The following is a 16,129-nucleotide window of genomic DNA, read 5'->3' as shown; positions in this document are numbered from 1 at the left end:
ATGCTGCTGATGCTCGATAACTACGATTCCTTCACCTACAACGTCGTGCAGTATCTCGGCGAGCTGGGCGCAGATGTCAAAGTGGTGCGCAACGACGAGTTGAGCGTTGCCGAAATCGAAGCCCTGAACCCTGAACGTATCGTCGTCTCGCCCGGCCCCTGCACGCCGAACGAGGCGGGCGTCTCGTTGGAATTGATCCGTCATTTCGCCGGCAAGCTGCCGATCCTCGGCGTATGCCTTGGCCATCAAAGCATCGGCCAGGCCTTTGGTGGCGATGTGGTTCGCGCGCGGCTGGTCATGCATGGCAAGACCAGCCCGGTCTTTCATCACGACCTTGGCGTATTCGCCGGCCTGAACAACCCGCTCACGGTGACGCGCTACCACTCGCTAGTGGTCAAGCGAGAAACGCTGCCGGCCTGTCTGGAATTAACGGCCTGGACGCAGCACGCCGACGGCAGCGTCGACGAAATCATGGGACTGCGGCACAAGACGCTGAATGTCGAGGGGGTGCAGTTTCACCCCGAATCCATCCTGACCGAGCAGGGACACGAGCTGTTCGCCAATTTTCTGAAGCAAACCGGAGGCGTGCGCTGATGGACATCAAGGAAGCCCTCAACCGCATCGTTGGTCAGCTGGATCTGAGCACCGATGAAATGAAAGCGGTGATGCGTCAGATCATGACCGGCCAGTGCACCGATGCGCAGATCGGCGCGTTCCTCATGGGCATGCGTATGAAGAGCGAGACCATCGACGAGATCGTCGGTGCGGTACAGGTGATGCGGGAGCTCGCCGAGCCGGTGCATTTCGATACCCATCGCCTGGTGGACACCTGTGGCACCGGCGGCGACGGCATGAATATCTTCAACGTCTCCACTGCCGCGGCCTTTGTCGTCGCGGCCGCCGGCGGCAAGGTCGCCAAGCACGGTAATCGCGCAGTCTCAGGCAAGAGCGGCAGCGCCGATCTGCTGGAGGCGGCGGGGGTTAATCTGGACCTGACGCCTGAGCAGGTGGCACGCAGCGTCGATGCCGTGGGCGTGGGCTTTATGTTTGCCCCGGCGCATCACGGCGCGATGAAACACGCCGCTGGGCCCCGGCGCGAGCTGGGGCTGCGTACCTTGTTTAACATCCTCGGCCCGATGTCCAACCCGGCGGGCGTCAAACATCAGGTGCTGGGCGTGTTCAGCAAGGAGCTTTGCCGTCCGATGGCCGAAGTGCTCTCGCGTCTGGGCAGCCAGCATGTGCTGGTGGTGCATGCCCAGGACGGGCTGGACGAAATCAGCCTGGCTGCGCCGACCTACGTGGCCGAGCTGAACAAGGGCGAAATCAGTGAGTACCGCATCCAGCCGGAGGACTTTGGCATCAAGAGCCAGAGCCTGATCGGCCTCAACGTCGACAACGCCCAGGGCTCGTTGGAGCTGATTCGAGACGCGCTGGGCCGTCGCAAGACCGAGAATGGTCAGAAGGCGGCGGATATGATCGTACTGAACGCCGGCGCTGCGCTTTACGCCGCCGATGTGGCCAGCAGCCTGAAGCAGGGCGTCGAGATCGCCCATGACGCGTTGCACACCGGCCTTGCACGGGACAAGTTCGAGGAGCTGGTGTCCTTTACCGTGGTGTTCAAGCAGGAGAAGGCGCAATGAGCGTGCCGACGGTTCTGGAAAAGATCATCACGCGCAAACGCGAGGAAGTCAGCGAGCGCCGTGGCCGCATCGGTCTGGCCGAGCTGGAACAGCGAGCGGCTGCGGCGGATCCGGTTCGTGGTTTCGCCCGCAGCTTGCAGGAGCAGGTACGCAACAAGCAGCCCGCGGTCATCGCCGAGGTGAAGAAAGCTTCGCCCAGCAAGGGTGTGCTGCGCGAAGACTTCGTGCCCGCCGACATCGCCAGGAGCTACGAGGCGGGCGGCGCGACCTGTCTGTCGGTACTGACCGACATCGATTTCTTCCAGGGCGCCGATGAATACCTGCAGCAGGCCCGCGCCGCCTGCAAGCTGCCAGTGATTCGTAAGGATTTCATGGTCGATCCCTATCAGGTGATCGAGGCCAGGGCGCTGGGCGCCGACTGCATTCTGCTGATCGTCGCTGCGCTGGAAGACGCGCAGATGGCCGAGCTGGCCGACGTGGCGAAGGCCCAGGGGCTCGATGTGCTGGTAGAGGTGCATGACGGCGCAGAGCTGGAGCGGGCCTTGCGCCTGGAGACGCCCTTGCTCGGAATCAACAACCGTAACCTGCACACCTTCGAACTCAGCTTGGAAACGACGCTGGATCTGCTGCCACGCATTCCCCGGGATCGCTTGGTAGTGACCGAGAGCGGGATCCTTCATCGTGCCGATGTGGAGTTGATGGAGATCAACCAGGTCTACGCGTTTCTGGTGGGTGAGGCCTTCATGCGTGCCGAGCAACCCGGCGTCGAGCTGCAGCGCTTGTTTTTCCCTGAGCGCGCCCGTCCGCGGCTGGCTGGCGATCCGGACTGATCGAAATTGAAAAAGCCGGCAAATTGCCGGCTTTTTCAATGGTGCAGACTCGATATCAGCGAGTTCCGAACACCACCATGGTTTTGCCCTTCACATGTACCAGGCCTTGAGATTCCAGGCTTTTGAGTACACGGCCGACCATTTCCCTCGAACACCCGACGATACGGCCTATTTCCTGACGGGTGATCTTGATCTGCATGCCGTCCGGATGGGTCATCGCGTCCGGCTGCTTACAGAGGTCGAGCAGAGTGCGGGCTACCCGGCCGGTCACATCGAGAAATGCCAGGTCGCCGACCTTGCGCGTGGTATTGCGCAAACGTTCGGCCATTTGACTGCCGAGCGCATAAAGGATGTCGGGATCCTGCTGTGTCAGTTCACGGAACTTGGCGTAGCTCAGTTCGGCGACTTCGCACTCGGTCTTGGCGCGGACCCAGGCACTGCGCTCTTTCTCTGAACCTTCCTTTTCGAATAGCCCCATCTCTCCGAAGAAGTCTCCGGAGTTGAGATAGGCAATGATCATTTCTCGGCCGTCATCATCCTCGATCAGGATGGTGACCGAGCCTTTGACGATAAAGAAGAGCGTTTCGCAGCGATCGCCTGCATAGATGATCGTGCTCTTGGCTGTATAGCGTCGACGATGGCAATGCGCGAGTAGTTTGTCGATGTTCTTAATCTTGGGCGTGAGTGTAATAGCGACCATGCTGTAGTCCCGGAAGATGTGTCCAATAGAAGGCAGTTCTTATTATGTATGACTGAGTTCTGTAATCAGGCTGAGGGAGCTTAACAGACCGGTCCGTGTCGACAACAAAACTGCGACACGAATATCAACTTCAAAGCATTCATTTCGTCGGATTGCGCCCTCCAGTCGCATTCGATGGTCATGCTAAGCTGCGCTCCTTTTTAACCGGAGTCTATCGATGAAAGCGCGCATTCAGTGGGCCGGCGAAGCGATGTTTCTTGGCGAGTCGGGCAGTGGTCATGTCGTGGTGATGGACGGTCCGCCGGAAAACGGCGGGCGCAATCTCGGTGTTCGTCCAATGGAAATGCTCTTGCTGGGGCTCGGTGGTTGCAGCAACTTCGATGTGGTAAGCATCCTCAAGAAGTCCCGTCAGGCGGTGGAAAGCTGCGAAGCCTTTCTTGAGGCGGAGCGGGCCAGCGAGGATCCCAAGGTATTCACCAAGATTCATCTGCACTTTGTCGTCAAGGGCCGCGCCTTGAAGGACGCTCAGGTCAAGCGGGCTGTGGAGCTTTCGGCCGAGAAGTACTGCTCCGCCTCGATCATGCTTGGGCGAGCAGGCGTGGAAATTACCCATGACTATGAGATTGTCGAGCTGGGCTGATTAGCTCGGGTAAAAGCCGCTAGCGCTCAGGCTCGGTGCGTCGAGGCTAAATGTAGGCACCAAAGCCGGTGATCGACGCTCGTAGCACTGGAACCTGGCGTCATCAATCTGCATAATGCGCGCCCCGTTTTTAACGGGGCCGTTTCATTAGAACAGCACAGCCACGGTCGCAAATGCGAAGAGGTGTATACGGTCCTACGCAGGTACAGCGTATCTGACGGGCATGCTCAATCACGCGGTGAGCCGCATCAAAGAGAGTCTCCAATGGTGAAAAGCAAACTCAAGCTCCACGGGTTCAACAACCTGACGAAGTCCTTGAGCTTCAATATCTACGACATCTGCTATGCCGAAACCCAGGAAGATCAGCAGGCGTACGTAGAGTACATCGACGAACAGTATGACGCGGAGCGGCTGACGCAGATTCTGACCGATGTTGTGGATATCATTGGTGCGAATATTCTCAATATTGCTCGGCAGGATTACGAACCGCAGGGCGCGAGCGTCACCATTCTCATCTCGGAACAGCCTGTTACGCCGACCGATAGCCAGATTGAAGAATCGCCCGGTCCTCTGCCCGATACGATTCTGGCGCACTTGGACAAGAGCCATATCACGGTTCACACCTACCCCGAGATTCATCCCGTCGAAGGCATTGCAACCTTCCGCGTGGATATCGATGTATCGACTTGTGGCGTTATCTCGCCGCTAAAGGCGCTCAATTATCTGATTCATCAATTCGATTCGGATATCGTCACCGTCGATTATCGCGTTCGCGGTTTCACCCGTGATGTGGAAGGCAAGAAGCACTTCATCGATCATGAAATCAATTCGATTCAGAACTATCTGTCCGATGACACGCGGTCGGCCTATCAGATGACCGATGTAAACGTTTATCAGGAGAACCTCTTCCACACCAAGATGCTGCTGAAGGAATTCGAGCTGGAGAATTATCTGTTCGGTGACGCCACCAGTAATCTCTCTGTGGAGCAGCGTGAGCAAGTGGAAGACCGTCTGCGCCACGAGATGCTGGAGATCTTCTACGCGCGCAATATGCCGGGTAAACCGTAAGAAATAGAAGGGCGCCCATACGGCGCCCTTTTCGTTCCCGCTGGTTAGATCCGGTAGGTGGTTTTCGTCATCACCTTGGCCATTAGACTCATGCCAAATTTGATCGGTGCCGGAAACCGCAAGCCACCGGCATCGAGGGCAGCGGTCGAGTGCTGGGCCTCGTCGGTGCGCATTTGCTCGAGAATGGCCCGCGACTTCTCGTCGCCAGGTGGAATCTGCTGCAGATGTTCATCGAGATGCTTGCAGACCTGATCTTCGGTCGCGGCAACGAAGCCCAGACTGATGCGGTCACTGATCAGCCCGGCGGCAGCGCCGATGCCGAACGACAACCCGTAGAAGACCGGATTGAGCACGCTGGTATGGCTACCTAGTTGGTGGATGCGCTGTTCGCACCAGGCCAGATGATCGATCTCTTCGTCGGCGGCTTGCTCCATCGCCTCGCGAACCTTCGGCAAGCGTGCCGTCAGTGCCTGCCCCTGATACAGCGCCTGTGCGCAGACCTCGCCGGTATGATTGATGCGCATAAGGCCCGCTACGTGACGCGCTTCGCTGTCGCTCAGATCGGTCTCGTTCTTCAATACTGCGGGCGTCGGCCGGTGAGGCTGGCCGCTGAACGGCAGCAGGGTTCTTAACGCGGCATCGGCCTGCATCAGCAGGCGGTCGGCGGGAGAGTATTCGCGTCGGTTGGGCATGTCGCCTCCAGTGTTTCGGAGCAGCCATGGGGCTGCGCTGTACGTCTCGAGTGGGTTGTCGATCAGCCCGGTGGCCAATGCATCTGACGCTGGCCGAGCACATGCATATGTATGTGGTAGACCGTCTGGCCACCCAGGTCGTTGCAGTTCATGACGACCCGGAAGCCTTCCTGGCAGCCTTGCTGTTCAGCGAGGCGCTGGGCGGTGAAGAGGATGTGGCCAGCGAGCGCCTTGTCGTCTTCTTCGCTCAGGTCGTGGAGGGTCGCGATGTGCTTCTTCGGGATGACTAGAAAATGCACCGGTGCCTGGGGTGTGATGTCGTTGAATGCGATGACTTGATCGTCTTCATATATCTTCTGTGCGGGGATGTCCCCGGCCACGATCTTGCAGAACAGACAATCCATGGCGTTTCTCCAGCAAGTGGAACGATCAATCAGTGTAACAGGCCAATTTGAGCCCGGTCAGCCTGCACAGGGGGATAGGGAATGAAGAACGATATTCGTGATCTGGTGTTGGTGCTTGAATCAAGGTTCAGGTTGGTAGTAATCGAGTCCTGGGACGAACGGCGGGTACTGGAAACCTTGACTGGGTTGGCCGTCAGTCGTGGCCTGGTGATGTACGTCTGGTCCGCGACGGAAGGGCTCAGGCATTTGTCGTTTGGCGGCGAGGCGTTGGACGCGGGTGAGAGCTGCGCAGCCGAGGTCGCGCTGAAGCAGGTCAAGCATGATCCGCTTGGCAATCTCTACGTTTTCTGCGACCTGCATCCGTTTCTCGATGAGCCGCGTCTGGTGCGGCTGTTGAAGGAGATCGCGATGACGCAAGGGCCGTCGGCACCGACGCTGGTGCTGGTCTCCCATGCACTCAAGCTGCCGGCGGAGGTCCAGCGATATGCGGCACGGTTCAGTCTGACGCTGCCGTCTGAGGAAGAGTTGCTGGGCATCGTGCGCGATGAGGCGACCCGCTGGAGTGAGCGCAATCGCGGTGCCCGGGTGCGTACCGACAATCGCACGCTGCAACAGGTGGTGAAGAATTTGCGCGGCCTTAGCCATGCCGAGGCCCGCAGCTTGGCGCATAGCCTGATTTGCGACGACGGGGCGATCACTCAGGACGATTTGCCGGAGCTCAACCGCAAGAAATTCGAGCTGCTGGATATGGAGGGCGTGCTTGGTTTCGAGTACGAAACGGCGCGGTTCGCCGATGTCGGTGGTTTGCAAAATTTCAAGCGGTGGCTGGGCGAGCGTCAGGGCGCCTTTCTTGCCGGCAGCCGCACGGACATGCCGCGCGGCGTAATGCTGGTTGGCGTGCAGGGAGGCGGCAAGAGCATGGCGGCCAAGGCGGTGGCCGGGCTGTGGGGCTTGCCGTTGCTGCGCCTGGATTTTGCCTGCCTATACAACAAATTCTTCGGAGAGACCGAGCGCAACCTGCGCGAGGCCCTGAAGCTGGCCGAGCAGATGGCGCCGTGCGTGCTGTGGATGGATGAGCTGGAAAAGGGCCTCGCCACGGGCGAAATGGATGGCGGTGTCAGTCAGCGCGTATTGGGTACCTTGCTCACCTGGATGGCCGAGCGTGATGCGCCAGTGTTCATGGTGGCAACCGCCAACGCGGTCGATCGTCTGCCGCCGGAATTGGTGCGCAAGGGCCGCTTCGATGAATTATTTTTCGTTGACTTGCCCGATGAATCGACCCGCGCCGAAATTTTCCGCATTCACCTGGCTCGGCGTGAGCTGAGCGCCGATAGCTTCGATCTGTCAGCACTGGCTGGCGCATGTGATGGCTTCTCAGGCGCAGAGATCGAGCAGGTAGTAGTGGCGGCTGTTTATGCCGGACAAGCTCAATTACGTGAGCCGGACCAGGCGATGCTGCTGGAATGCATCAGAGCGACCTCGCCGCTCTCGGTTGTGATGGCGGAAAAGCTCGACGCTTTGCGAGGCTGGGCTTCTGGGCGCGCGGTGCTGGCCTGATAAGCGCTCGCTTCTATTACGTTTGCTGATATGCCGGCAGGGCAATAGCGGCCAGGATGCCAATGACGGGCACGAGTAGCCAGAGCGAGGCGAGAAGTTTTACCGCTCTACTGTTTGGTGGTTGCGGCGGGCCGAAGCGATTCATGCCGTCGTTGCCCGGCATCAGCAGCATTGCCAGTGAAAATAGATTGCCGACTATCGGTACCAGATTGAGCAGTATGAGCCAGCCGGACCACCCGATATCATGCAGACGCTGCACGCAGATTTGTGTGCTGATGAACAGGAAGCCCAGGCCAACAACTCCGATGAGTATCCATCCGAGTATCTCGGAAACGGCTGACGCCATGCTTGCAATGAGGAATAACCCGAGCACTGCGGCCATCAGCGCCATTGACCATGCGAGGTAGCGCAAGCGCCCAATCCGGCCCTGTACGGTAAAGACCTTGAGCTCGCCGTACTCCGGTGTCGGTTCGCCAACCTGAGCTCGGGGTGGGGCGTAGGGTTGTGCCGCAGCGAGAATTTCGCCCTGTTTTAATGCTTCGGCCTGCTGCGCCTGGCGTGCCAAATACTTCTGAATAACTACACCACAGCTTCCGCACTGGATGGCGGTTGGCTGCGAATGCCCGCACTTGGGACATTCCATCTGATCGGCAGTCGTTGAGGGCTGGCTTGACAATGTCGATGCGTCGTCAATGAGGCTCAGCGTTAAACCTTTGCTTGCCTCCGGCTCCTTGCGGGCCCGCGCTCCGGCACGTAGCAACGCCTCCAGGTATCGATCGGCTTCGAGCGCACTCAGATTTCGCTTGATATTGACCGAGCCGCGACTGAAGAGACGTTCGACCTTGTCGGCGTCGCTCTTGAACAGTCTGGCCAGGTTACTCTTGACGGTGTCGGCTGACATTCCTGGTTCGAGCTCGCCATCGAAGACGATTCGGTAATGGTCGGCACTCATGCAACATCCTTGTTCCCAGGGGATTAGCTAAAGCCTAAAGCGCTGCTGTGCCGCCAACAAGTTGCAGCGGAGAGCTGGGCATGGCGGTGATGCGAAATGAGATGCGCGTCACGGTTGCCGCAGCCAGCGTTGTGAGAGCTGTGCGGCTTGACCATGGGCGGCCCGGTATTCGCGATCCAGGCGGGCGATCAGCTCTTCGGCGCTCGGTAGATCATGTATCTCGCCCACGCCCTGCCCAGCCGACCAGACGGTCTTCCATGCCTTTGCCTCATCACTGACAGGTTTGAGTTTTTCCGCGTAGTTCATTTTCCCCGTGCCGTTCAGGCGCGCTTCGTCGTAGCCAGCCTGTTGCAGACTCTGGCGCAGAAAGCTCGCCGGCACGCCTGAAACTGCGGCGGTGTGGACGATATCCGCTGCGTGGGCCTGCAGCAGCATTCGTTTATATTCATCCGAGGCCTGGCTCTCGCGGGTGGCGATGAAACGCGTCCCCATGTAGGCGAGATCCGCGCCCAGCAGCTGCGCTGCGAATATTTCGTGGCCGTGGTTGAGGCAGCCTGAGAGCAGCAACGTTTTGTCGAAGAACTGACGAATTTCGGCAATCAACGCAAACGGACTCCAGGTGCCTGCGTGGCCACCAGCGCCGGCGGCAACTGCGATCAGACCGTCGACCCCGGCTTCGGCGGCCTTTTCCGCGTGCCGGCGTGTGGTGACGTCGTGAAAGACCAGGCCGCCGTAGCCATGGACGGCGTCTACCACTTCCTTCACGGCGCCAAGACTGGTGATGACGATTGGGACCTGCTGCTCAACGCAGATCGCAAGATCTGCCTGTAGGCGGGGATTGCTGTGATGCACGATCAGATTGACGGCGTATGGCGCGGCTGCGTGCAGGCCCGACAGCTGCTGGTCTATCTCCAGCAGCCAATCTCGAAATCCACTGCTTTCCCGCTGATTCAGAGCAGGGAAGCTGCCTACGATGCCGCTACGGCAGCATGCGGTAACCAGCGTTGGATTGGACACCAGAAACATCGGGGCGGCGACCAAAGGCAGGCGCAGGCGTTTTTCGAGGAGGGCTGGCAGTGACATGACAGGTTCCTTCAATAGGTTCAGAACGGTTTGACGACCACGAGAATGACGATGGCCAGCAGTAGTAACACGGGAAATTCGTTGAACCAGCGGTAGAAGACATGGCTGCGGGTGTTCTCGTCGCGCGCGAAGCGCTTCAGTTGCGCGCCGCAAACGTGGTGATAGCCGATCAACAGGACGACCAGTGCCAGTTTGGCGTGTAGCCAACCGCCGCTGCTGAACAATGCGGGGTTCAAAGCGATCATGCCTATCCCGAAAAGCAGCGTGGCGATCATCGAGGGCATCATGATCCCCCGATAGAGCTTGCGCTCCATGACCCTGAATCGCTCGCGACTGGTCGCGTCCTCGCTCATGGCGTGATACACAAACAACCTCGGCAAATAGAACAGCCCGGCGAACCAGCAGACGATCGCAACGATGTGCAGGGCTTTCAGCCAGAGATAGAGCATTCGAGGGTTCCTTGGTTTTCAGAGTCCGACTGATAGTAGAGGCTTGGGGCCCCGCGCGTCATCTAGGTGGTTGGCCCTGGAGGCAGGCACCTTTATCATCAGCGTTCTTTATCGTTTCAATGCGCGAGGCAGCTCATGGTCAAGGTCGGAATCGTTGGCGGCACAGGCTACACCGGGGTTGAGCTGCTGCGTCTGTTGGCACAACACCCCCAGGCCGAAGTCGCGGTGATCACGTCTCGTTCCGAGAACGGGGTCAAGGTGACGGATATGTTTCCGAACCTGCGCGGCCATTACGATGAACTGGCCTTTAGCGTGCCGGACACCTCGACGCTGGGCGCCTGCGATGTGGTCTTCTTTGCGACTCCCCATGGCGTTGCCCATGCGCTGGCGGCAGAGCTTTTGGACGCGGGCACTCGAGTCATCGACCTGTCTGCGGACTTCCGTTTGCAGGACGCCGATGAATGGGCTAAGTGGTACGGGCAGCCGCATGGCGCGCCAGGGCTACTGCCAGAGGCCGTATATGGCCTGCCAGAAGTCAACCGCGAGCGGATCAAGGGCGCCCGGCTGATTGCCGTTCCTGGCTGTTATCCGACCGCGACCCAGCTTGGCTACCTACCATTGCTAGAAAATGGCTTGGCCGATACATCGCGACTGATCGCCGATTGCAAGTCGGGTGTCAGCGGCGCCGGTCGGGCGGCGAAGATAGGGTCTTTGTTCACCGAGGCGGGTGAAAGCATGATGGCTTATGCGGTCAAGGGGCATCGCCATCTGCCTGAGATCAGCCAGGGGCTGCGCCGCGCAGCGGGGGGAGACGTCGGGCTAACCTTCGTGCCGCACCTGACGCCAATGATTCGCGGCATCCATGCCACGCTGTACGCGACCGTTGCTGACACCTCTGTGGATTTGCAGGCTCTTTACGAGCAGCGTTACGCCAATGAGCCGTTCGTCGATGTCATGCCGGCAGGCAGCCACCCTGAGACACGTAGCGTGCGTGGCGCCAACATGTGCCGTATCGCGGTTCATCGTCCTCAAGGCGGGGATCTGGTGGTGGTGCTGTCGGTCATCGACAACCTCGTCAAGGGCGCGTCCGGTCAGGCACTGCAGAATATGAACATCGCCTTCGGCCTGGATGAGCGGCTTGGCCTGGCTAACGCGGCGCTGCTGCCCTGAAATGGCGGACGTCAGGCTCGCTGCTCGGAAGAGCACCGCTTCTATGGAATCGGTGTCTGATGAATAGTTGACCAGTTTCGTAGGAGAAGCCGATAATGCGGCGTCAACGCAGTAATGTGCGCTCCCGCGCCAGGAGAACCAAATGAGTGTCGAGTCCTTCACGCCCACCGCGATTCAGTTCAGTCAGGGTGCCGCGAGCAAGGTGAAGAGCCTGGTCGATGAAGAAGGGAATCCGCGGCTGAAGCTGCGCGTCTTCGTTACGGGTGGCGGTTGCTCTGGTTTTCAGTACGGCTTCACCTTCGATGAGGATTTGGCAGAAGATGACACTATCATTGAGCGTGAGGGTGTGAGCCTTGTGGTGGACCCGATGAGCTACCAATATTTGGCTGGCGCTGAAGTCGACTATCAGGAAGGACTGGAAGGGTCTCGCTTCGTCATCAAGAATCCGAATGCCACGACAACCTGCGGTTGCGGTCAGTCCTTCTCGATCTGAAAACGCTTTGCTGAACTGAAACAAGAACACCGCGCCGAGGCGCGGTGTTTTTGTTTGTACTCGTACGCAATGAGCATCGCAGATTCAGGCGGGATAGATTGCGCCCAGAACGCGAGGCCCTCGTGCTCCTGTCACGCTAGGTCGGTTGGCAGCGATGCCTTCGAGGCAGCAATGCGCCAGCCAGGCAAAAGCCATGGCTTCTATCCAGTCTGGCTCTACCCCGTACTCTGCGGTGCTGGTCACTTGGCATTCCGGCACTAGTGCTTGCAATCTATGCATCAGCGCAGTGTTGTGCGCGCCGCCGCCGCAAACCAATACTTCCTTTGTCTCGGGTTGGGTGGCAAGCAATGCATCGCAGATACTGCGGGCGGTCAGCTCCAGCAGGGTAGCCTGGACATCTTCTGGGGCAACGCTGGTACACGAGGTGAGGTGGGCATCCAGCCAGGACAGGTTGAACAGCTCTCGTCCCGTGCTCTTCGGTCCTTGGGTGGCGAAGAAGTTGTCGCTGAGAAGTGCTGTGAGTAATCGGGGGTTGACACTGCCGCTTGACGCCCAATCCCCGTTTCGATCGTAGGGACGATTCTGGTGGCGCTGGGTCCAGGCGTCGAGCAGCACATTGCCTGGCCCGCAATCGAAACCACGCGTCGCTTTACCGGGGCAAAGCAGGCTGAGGTTGCTGAATCCACCGATATTGAGCACCGCTCTGGCGCGAGCTGCATCGCTGAACATCGCCTCATGGAACGCTGGTACCAAGGGCGCCCCTTGGCCGCCGGCGGCCATGTCGCGCCGCCGGAAATCAGCTACTACGCTGATGGTTGTCAACTCCGCCAGCAGCGAGGGGTGCCCGATCTGGATAGTGAAGGCGCGTTGCGGCTCATGCCGTACCGTCTGCCCATGACTGCCTATGGCACGAATGGCTGTTGCGTCGGTCTGCGCCTTGCCGAGCAATTTCTGTATCCCATCGCTTGCCAACTCAGCCCAGGCTTGCTCTGCCATCGCGGCTCGGGCTAGTTCGTCCGGGCCGCTAGAGCACAGGTCGAGCAAGTCTTGCTTCAACTGCGAAGGCATCGGCTCGTAATGCGTGGCAAGCAGGGTCGTCCGCTCGTTCTGCTCGATCAAGGCAAAGTCCAGGCCGTCCAGACTGGTACCTGACATGACCCCGATATAGCGCGGCATTACTCGCCCTTCATGGCCAGCATGGTCGCCCGTTCTTCATCCATGCGCGCCATCAGGGGCTTACTCAACTGCATGAAGCGCTGTTGTTCGTTTTTTGCAATCGGGTCCGCCATGGGGAGTTTTAGCCCCAGTGGATCGACGTGCACACCGTCGACTTGGAATTCATAGTGCAGGTGCGGGCCGGTGGACAGGCCTGTCGTGCCGATATAGCCGATAATCTGACCTTGTTTGACCGCTGAGCCGTTGCGCACGCCTTTGGCGAAGCCCTGCATATGAGCATAAAGCGTACGGTAGCGGTTGCCGTGCTGAAGCACCACGGTGTTGCCATATCCGCCCTTGCGGCCCGCTAGGAGCACTTTACCGTCACCGGCGGCCTTGATAGGCGTGCCCCGTGGCGCGGCATAGTCCACACCCTTGTGGGCACGGATCTTGTTCAGGATCGGATGCTTTCGACCGTTTGAAAAGCGTGAGCTGATGCGGGCGAAATCCACTGGCGTGCGAATGAAAGCCTTGCGCATGCTTTTACCATCGGCTGTGTAGTAGCTGCTGCCACCCTGCTTGTTGGTATAGCGAACAGCGGTGTAGCTTTTGCCTCGGTTAGTAAAGCGGGCCGCGAGAATGTTCCCTGTTCCGACTTTCTCACCGGCAACGGTCTTCTGCTCGTAGATGACTTCGAACGAGTCGCCTTTGCGTATATCCATGGCGAAGTCGATGTCGTAACCGAACACGTTGGCTAGATCCATCGTGAGGTTATGGCTGAGGCCTGCGCGCTTGGCGGCAAGAAACAGGCTGCTTTCTATCTGGCCGAAGGCGTAGGCGGTGCTGACGTCCGGCTTGAGTTGTTCTTTCTTGAATACATAGCCTGTGCTAGACCGCTCTAGGTGCACGCTTTCCAGTTTGTTCAGTGGGCTGCGCAGCTGAGCCAGGTTGCCTTGCTCATCCAGTTCGATCTCGAGACGCTGACCAACTTTGAGGTGCGCAAGCTGCTTCGCCTCCTTGCTGCTTGTCAGTACCTCATGGACTGTGGATTGCGGCAGGCCTACTTTTGCGAATACGGTCGATAGCGTATCTCCATTGGCAACGACCACTTCTTTCGAGAGAGGCTTTGCCTCGACGGCTTTTTCTTCGTCTTGTTTCGGCTCGGGCAGCGATACCTGAAACTCAGGCTCGTCAGCGTTTTCGATCGAAGCGAACGGCGTCTCCGAGACATCGCTTACGAGAGGCTCTTCGCTTACGGTTGCGAGCTCTGCGGCGGTATCGAGGCTAAGATCGAGAAAGGTCTTTTTCGCTTCGACTTCTCGGGATGGAAATACAAGAAGTGCCAGGCTCAGAAGCGCAGCTACACCGCTTGCAGCCAGGAGATGGCTCTTCGGGTAGAGAGGGGCTTTCGATTTTGAATAGGTCATTAGATATCTAGAGAATGTCTTGGCGATATTTTGTACAGAGAAAATATCTGTCTAAAATATAACCAAAGTGCTGTTGAGGCAACCCTGAATTCCTGTCCCCACCTGTTGGTTCACATTCGCTGCCGTTGAATTTTCCCGGCGTTCTTGTAAGGTTGACCCCCTTTATTTCCTGGTATGGGGCCTCCAATGAAGTCGGTTCAAGAGCAGTTGTCGGTGATCAGGCGGGGCGCTGACGAAGTGCTCGTCGAGGCGGAGTTGGTCAGCAAACTCAATCGCGGCCTTCCACTTCGAATCAAGGCTGGTTTCGATCCAACAGCCCCGGACCTTCATCTTGGGCACACGGTGCTTATTAATAAGCTGCGTCAGTTCCAGGACCTGGGGCATCAAGTTGTCTTCCTTATAGGCGATTTCACCGGGATGATCGGTGACCCGAGCGGCAAGAGCGCAACGCGGCCTCCCTTGACGCGTGAGCAGGTTTTGGAAAACGCAGAAACCTATAAGAACCAGGTATTCAAAATCCTTGATCCGACCAAGACTGAAGTCGCTTTCAACTCGTCCTGGATGGATCAGCTGACCCCGTCGGACTTCATTCGTCTCGCCTCGCAGTACACCGTAGCTCGTATGCTGGAGCGAGATGATTTCAGTAAGCGCTACTCGACCAATCAATCTATAGCGATTCACGAATTCCTCTACCCGCTGGTTCAAGGGTATGACTCCGTTGCGCTACGCGCGGACGTGGAGCTTGGTGGGACGGACCAGAAATTCAACCTCCTGATGGGGCGTGAGCTGCAGCGTTCTTATGGGCAAGAGTCTCAATGCATTGTCACCATGCCTCTTCTTGAGGGATTGGACGGTGTGAAGAAGATGTCCAAGTCACTTGGCAACTATGTTGGGATCCAGGAAGCGCCGGGTGTTATGTACAGCAAGCTGGTATCGATCCCGGATGTACTGATGTGGCGTTACTTCGAGTTGTTGAGTTTTCGCGACATGGCTGAAATCGAAGAGTTTCAGGCGGACGTGGCGCGTGGCGCGAATCCGCGCGACATCAAGATCAAGCTCGCCGAGGAGATCGTGGCTCGTTTCCATGGCGAGGAGGCCGCCGCGACAGCTCACCGATCGGCGGGTAATAGAATGAAAGAGGGCGAGCTTCCTGAAGATATTCCCGAGATCGAACTGCAATCTGCCGAAGATATGCCCATCTCTTCGGTGTTGAATCGAGCGGGCCTTGTAAAGAACGCGGCAGTGGCTCGTGATCTGCTGGCCTCGGGCGGGGTTCGGGTGGATGGCGACGTCGTTGATCGAACCTTTATCGTTAGGCTTGGTAGTACGCACGTGTGCCAGGCGGGCAAGAAGTCCTTTGGGCGGGTTTCGCTCAAGGCTGAACAAAACTGAAAACAACCGTTGACGTGGTTTTGTGAGTGCCTATAATGCGCACCTTCTCCGGCGCAGGCCTTTGGCGAAACGTCTTGCAAATCAAGTACTTAGCTAGAATAAAGGCTTGCACGGAAGGCGGATTCGAGTAGAATGCGCCGGGCTGGCAGGGTGGAGGTTGAGTCCTGTTGGCGCTTCGGTCGGGTTGATCGGAAGCGGTTGAAAGAGGTGGTTGACAGCGGTTTTGGACGCTGTATGATTCGCCTCCCGCTGACGAGAGGCGCTAGGTTGATCGGAAGCGCAAGCGGTTGAGAAGAAAGAAAAACTTCTTCAAAAACAGCTTGACGAGAAACAAGGCTGCTGTAGAATGCGCGGCCTCGGTTGAGACGAAAGACTTGATCGAAACGCTCTTTAACAACTGAATCAAGCAATTCGTGTGGGTGCTTGTGAGGTAAGACTGATGGTCAGCAAGATTATCAGCATCACAATGTACTCAAC

The 16,129-nt window shown here is 58.2% G+C and carries 17 protein-coding genes; 9 read left to right on the top strand and 8 right to left on the bottom strand.

The window, feature by feature from the left end:
• The 3 genes from ACL0K2_RS10650 to trpC are packed head-to-tail and all read left to right on the top strand — an operon-like array spanning position 1 to position 2,470.
• Positions 1-594, top strand: a complete 594-nt coding sequence (locus ACL0K2_RS10650) for an aminodeoxychorismate/anthranilate synthase component II (protein ID WP_045160557.1) — start codon at positions 1-3, stop codon at positions 592-594.
• Positions 594-1,640, top strand: a complete 1,047-nt coding sequence (gene trpD / locus ACL0K2_RS10645; protein ID WP_045160558.1) for an anthranilate phosphoribosyltransferase — start codon at positions 594-596, stop codon at positions 1,638-1,640. Before ACL0K2_RS10650 ends, trpD begins: the two co-directional genes overlap by 1 nt.
• Positions 1,637-2,470, top strand: a complete 834-nt coding sequence (gene trpC, locus ACL0K2_RS10640) for an indole-3-glycerol phosphate synthase TrpC (RefSeq protein ID WP_045160559.1) — start codon at positions 1,637-1,639, stop codon at positions 2,468-2,470. The genes trpD and trpC overlap by 4 nt, the downstream gene beginning before the upstream one ends.
• 55 nt (positions 2,471-2,525) lie before the next feature.
• Here trpC and crp read toward each other — a convergent pair whose 3' ends face one another.
• Positions 2,526-3,170, bottom strand: a complete 645-nt coding sequence (gene crp / locus ACL0K2_RS10635) for a cAMP-activated global transcriptional regulator CRP (protein WP_045160560.1) — start codon at positions 3,168-3,170, stop codon at positions 2,526-2,528.
• Between the two features lie 217 nt (positions 3,171-3,387).
• Between crp and ACL0K2_RS10630 the strand changes: the two genes are divergently transcribed.
• Both ACL0K2_RS10630 and speD read left to right on the top strand, forming a co-directional pair.
• Positions 3,388-3,810, top strand: a complete 423-nt coding sequence (locus ACL0K2_RS10630) for an OsmC family protein (RefSeq protein ID WP_413044361.1) — start codon at positions 3,388-3,390, stop codon at positions 3,808-3,810.
• Between the two features lie 267 nt (positions 3,811-4,077).
• The gene (gene speD, locus ACL0K2_RS10625; RefSeq protein WP_413044360.1) at positions 4,078-4,878 is read left to right on the top strand and encodes an adenosylmethionine decarboxylase; all 801 of its coding nucleotides are present in this window, start codon (positions 4,078-4,080) and stop codon (positions 4,876-4,878) included.
• 44 nt (positions 4,879-4,922) lie between these two features.
• On the opposite strand, the gene coq7 is transcribed toward speD, so the two are convergent.
• Both coq7 and ACL0K2_RS10615 read right to left on the bottom strand, forming a co-directional pair.
• Entirely contained in the window at positions 4,923-5,570 is a 648-nt protein-coding gene (coq7, locus tag ACL0K2_RS10620; protein ID WP_239610260.1) for a 2-polyprenyl-3-methyl-6-methoxy-1,4-benzoquinone monooxygenase, read from the bottom strand.
• Positions 5,571-5,632: 62 nt separating this feature from the next.
• Positions 5,633-5,974 carry a histidine triad nucleotide-binding protein gene (locus ACL0K2_RS10615; protein ID WP_413044359.1) on the bottom strand — a complete coding sequence of 114 codons (342 nt, stop codon included), beginning with the start codon at positions 5,972-5,974 and terminating at the stop codon, positions 5,633-5,635.
• An 81-nt stretch (positions 5,975-6,055) separates the two neighbouring features.
• Here ACL0K2_RS10615 and ACL0K2_RS10610 point away from each other — a divergent pair, with 81 nt between their 5' ends.
• Positions 6,056-7,531 carry an AAA family ATPase gene (locus tag ACL0K2_RS10610; RefSeq protein WP_045160563.1) on the top strand — a complete coding sequence of 492 codons (1,476 nt, stop codon included), beginning with the start codon at positions 6,056-6,058 and terminating at the stop codon, positions 7,529-7,531.
• 16 nt (positions 7,532-7,547) lie between these two features.
• Here ACL0K2_RS10610 and ACL0K2_RS10605 read toward each other — a convergent pair whose 3' ends face one another.
• From ACL0K2_RS10605 to hemJ, 3 genes are all read right to left on the bottom strand, one after another.
• Positions 7,548-8,483: a DUF805 domain-containing protein gene (locus ACL0K2_RS10605; RefSeq protein WP_413044358.1), complete on the bottom strand. Its 936-nt coding sequence runs from the start codon at positions 8,481-8,483 to the stop codon at positions 7,548-7,550.
• Between the two features lie 108 nt (positions 8,484-8,591).
• Entirely contained in the window at positions 8,592-9,566 is a 975-nt protein-coding gene (locus ACL0K2_RS10600) for an NAD(P)H-dependent flavin oxidoreductase (protein ID WP_413044357.1), read from the bottom strand.
• A gap of 20 nt (positions 9,567-9,586) precedes the next feature.
• Complete coding sequence (gene hemJ / locus ACL0K2_RS10595; RefSeq protein WP_045160566.1) at positions 9,587-10,015, bottom strand: protoporphyrinogen oxidase HemJ; 429 nt, start codon at positions 10,013-10,015, stop codon at positions 9,587-9,589.
• A 135-nt stretch (positions 10,016-10,150) separates the two neighbouring features.
• Between hemJ and argC the strand changes: the two genes are divergently transcribed.
• A complete protein-coding gene (argC, locus tag ACL0K2_RS10590; protein WP_239610264.1) occupies positions 10,151-11,185 on the top strand; it encodes an N-acetyl-gamma-glutamyl-phosphate reductase in 1,035 nt (344 codons plus the stop codon).
• A 142-nt stretch (positions 11,186-11,327) separates the two neighbouring features.
• Positions 11,328-11,678 carry an iron-sulfur cluster insertion protein ErpA gene (erpA, locus tag ACL0K2_RS10585; protein WP_014851496.1) on the top strand — a complete coding sequence of 117 codons (351 nt, stop codon included), beginning with the start codon at positions 11,328-11,330 and terminating at the stop codon, positions 11,676-11,678.
• Between the two features lie 84 nt (positions 11,679-11,762).
• On the opposite strand, the gene ACL0K2_RS10580 is transcribed toward erpA, so the two are convergent.
• Together ACL0K2_RS10580 and ACL0K2_RS10575 are read right to left on the bottom strand one after the other, a co-directional pair.
• Positions 11,763-12,854 carry an anhydro-N-acetylmuramic acid kinase gene (locus ACL0K2_RS10580; protein ID WP_239610265.1) on the bottom strand — a complete coding sequence of 364 codons (1,092 nt, stop codon included), beginning with the start codon at positions 12,852-12,854 and terminating at the stop codon, positions 11,763-11,765.
• Positions 12,854-14,260 carry an OapA family protein gene (locus ACL0K2_RS10575; protein WP_239610278.1) on the bottom strand — a complete coding sequence of 469 codons (1,407 nt, stop codon included), beginning with the start codon at positions 14,258-14,260 and terminating at the stop codon, positions 12,854-12,856. Before ACL0K2_RS10575 ends, ACL0K2_RS10580 begins: the two co-directional genes overlap by 1 nt.
• A 186-nt stretch (positions 14,261-14,446) precedes the next feature.
• On the opposite strand from ACL0K2_RS10575, the gene tyrS reads away from it, so the two are divergent.
• Complete coding sequence (gene tyrS, locus ACL0K2_RS10570) at positions 14,447-15,652, top strand: tyrosine--tRNA ligase (RefSeq protein WP_045160569.1); 1,206 nt, start codon at positions 14,447-14,449, stop codon at positions 15,650-15,652.
• The last annotated feature ends 477 nt before the right edge of the window (positions 15,653-16,129 follow it).

Origin of the sequence: Pseudomonas sp. YJ42 (genome assembly GCF_047225135.1) — a bacterium.
In the GTDB taxonomy this organism is placed as follows: Bacteria; Pseudomonadota; Gammaproteobacteria; order Pseudomonadales; family Pseudomonadaceae; genus Stutzerimonas; species Stutzerimonas stutzeri_E.
Note: the sequence above shows the minus strand (reverse complement) of the source record. Positions and strands in the feature narration are given on the sequence as shown.

Coding starts and splice junctions, on each gene's coding strand:
- ACL0K2_RS10650 (WP_045160557.1), top strand. CDS start 1: ATGCTGCTGATGCTCGATAACTACGATTCCTTCACCTACAACGTCGTG.
- trpD (WP_045160558.1), top strand. CDS start 594: ATGGACATCAAGGAAGCCCTCAACCGCATCGTTGGTCAGCTGGATCTG.
- trpC (WP_045160559.1), top strand. CDS start 1,637: ATGAGCGTGCCGACGGTTCTGGAAAAGATCATCACGCGCAAACGCGAG.
- crp (WP_045160560.1), bottom strand. CDS start 3,170: ATGGTCGCTATTACACTCACGCCCAAGATTAAGAACATCGACAAACTA.
- ACL0K2_RS10630 (WP_413044361.1), top strand. CDS start 3,388: ATGAAAGCGCGCATTCAGTGGGCCGGCGAAGCGATGTTTCTTGGCGAG.
- coq7 (WP_239610260.1), bottom strand. CDS start 5,570: ATGCCCAACCGACGCGAATACTCTCCCGCCGACCGCCTGCTGATGCAG.
- ACL0K2_RS10615 (WP_413044359.1), bottom strand. CDS start 5,974: ATGGATTGTCTGTTCTGCAAGATCGTGGCCGGGGACATCCCCGCACAG.
- ACL0K2_RS10610 (WP_045160563.1), top strand. CDS start 6,056: ATGAAGAACGATATTCGTGATCTGGTGTTGGTGCTTGAATCAAGGTTC.
- ACL0K2_RS10605 (WP_413044358.1), bottom strand. CDS start 8,483: ATGAGTGCCGACCATTACCGAATCGTCTTCGATGGCGAGCTCGAACCA.
- ACL0K2_RS10600 (WP_413044357.1), bottom strand. CDS start 9,566: ATGTCACTGCCAGCCCTCCTCGAAAAACGCCTGCGCCTGCCTTTGGTC.
- hemJ (WP_045160566.1), bottom strand. CDS start 10,015: ATGCTCTATCTCTGGCTGAAAGCCCTGCACATCGTTGCGATCGTCTGC.
- argC (WP_239610264.1), top strand. CDS start 10,151: ATGGTCAAGGTCGGAATCGTTGGCGGCACAGGCTACACCGGGGTTGAG.
- erpA (WP_014851496.1), top strand. CDS start 11,328: ATGAGTGTCGAGTCCTTCACGCCCACCGCGATTCAGTTCAGTCAGGGT.
- ACL0K2_RS10580 (WP_239610265.1), bottom strand. CDS start 12,854: ATGCCGCGCTATATCGGGGTCATGTCAGGTACCAGTCTGGACGGCCTG.
- ACL0K2_RS10575 (WP_239610278.1), bottom strand. CDS start 14,260: ATGACCTATTCAAAATCGAAAGCCCCTCTCTACCCGAAGAGCCATCTC.
- tyrS (WP_045160569.1), top strand. CDS start 14,447: ATGAAGTCGGTTCAAGAGCAGTTGTCGGTGATCAGGCGGGGCGCTGAC.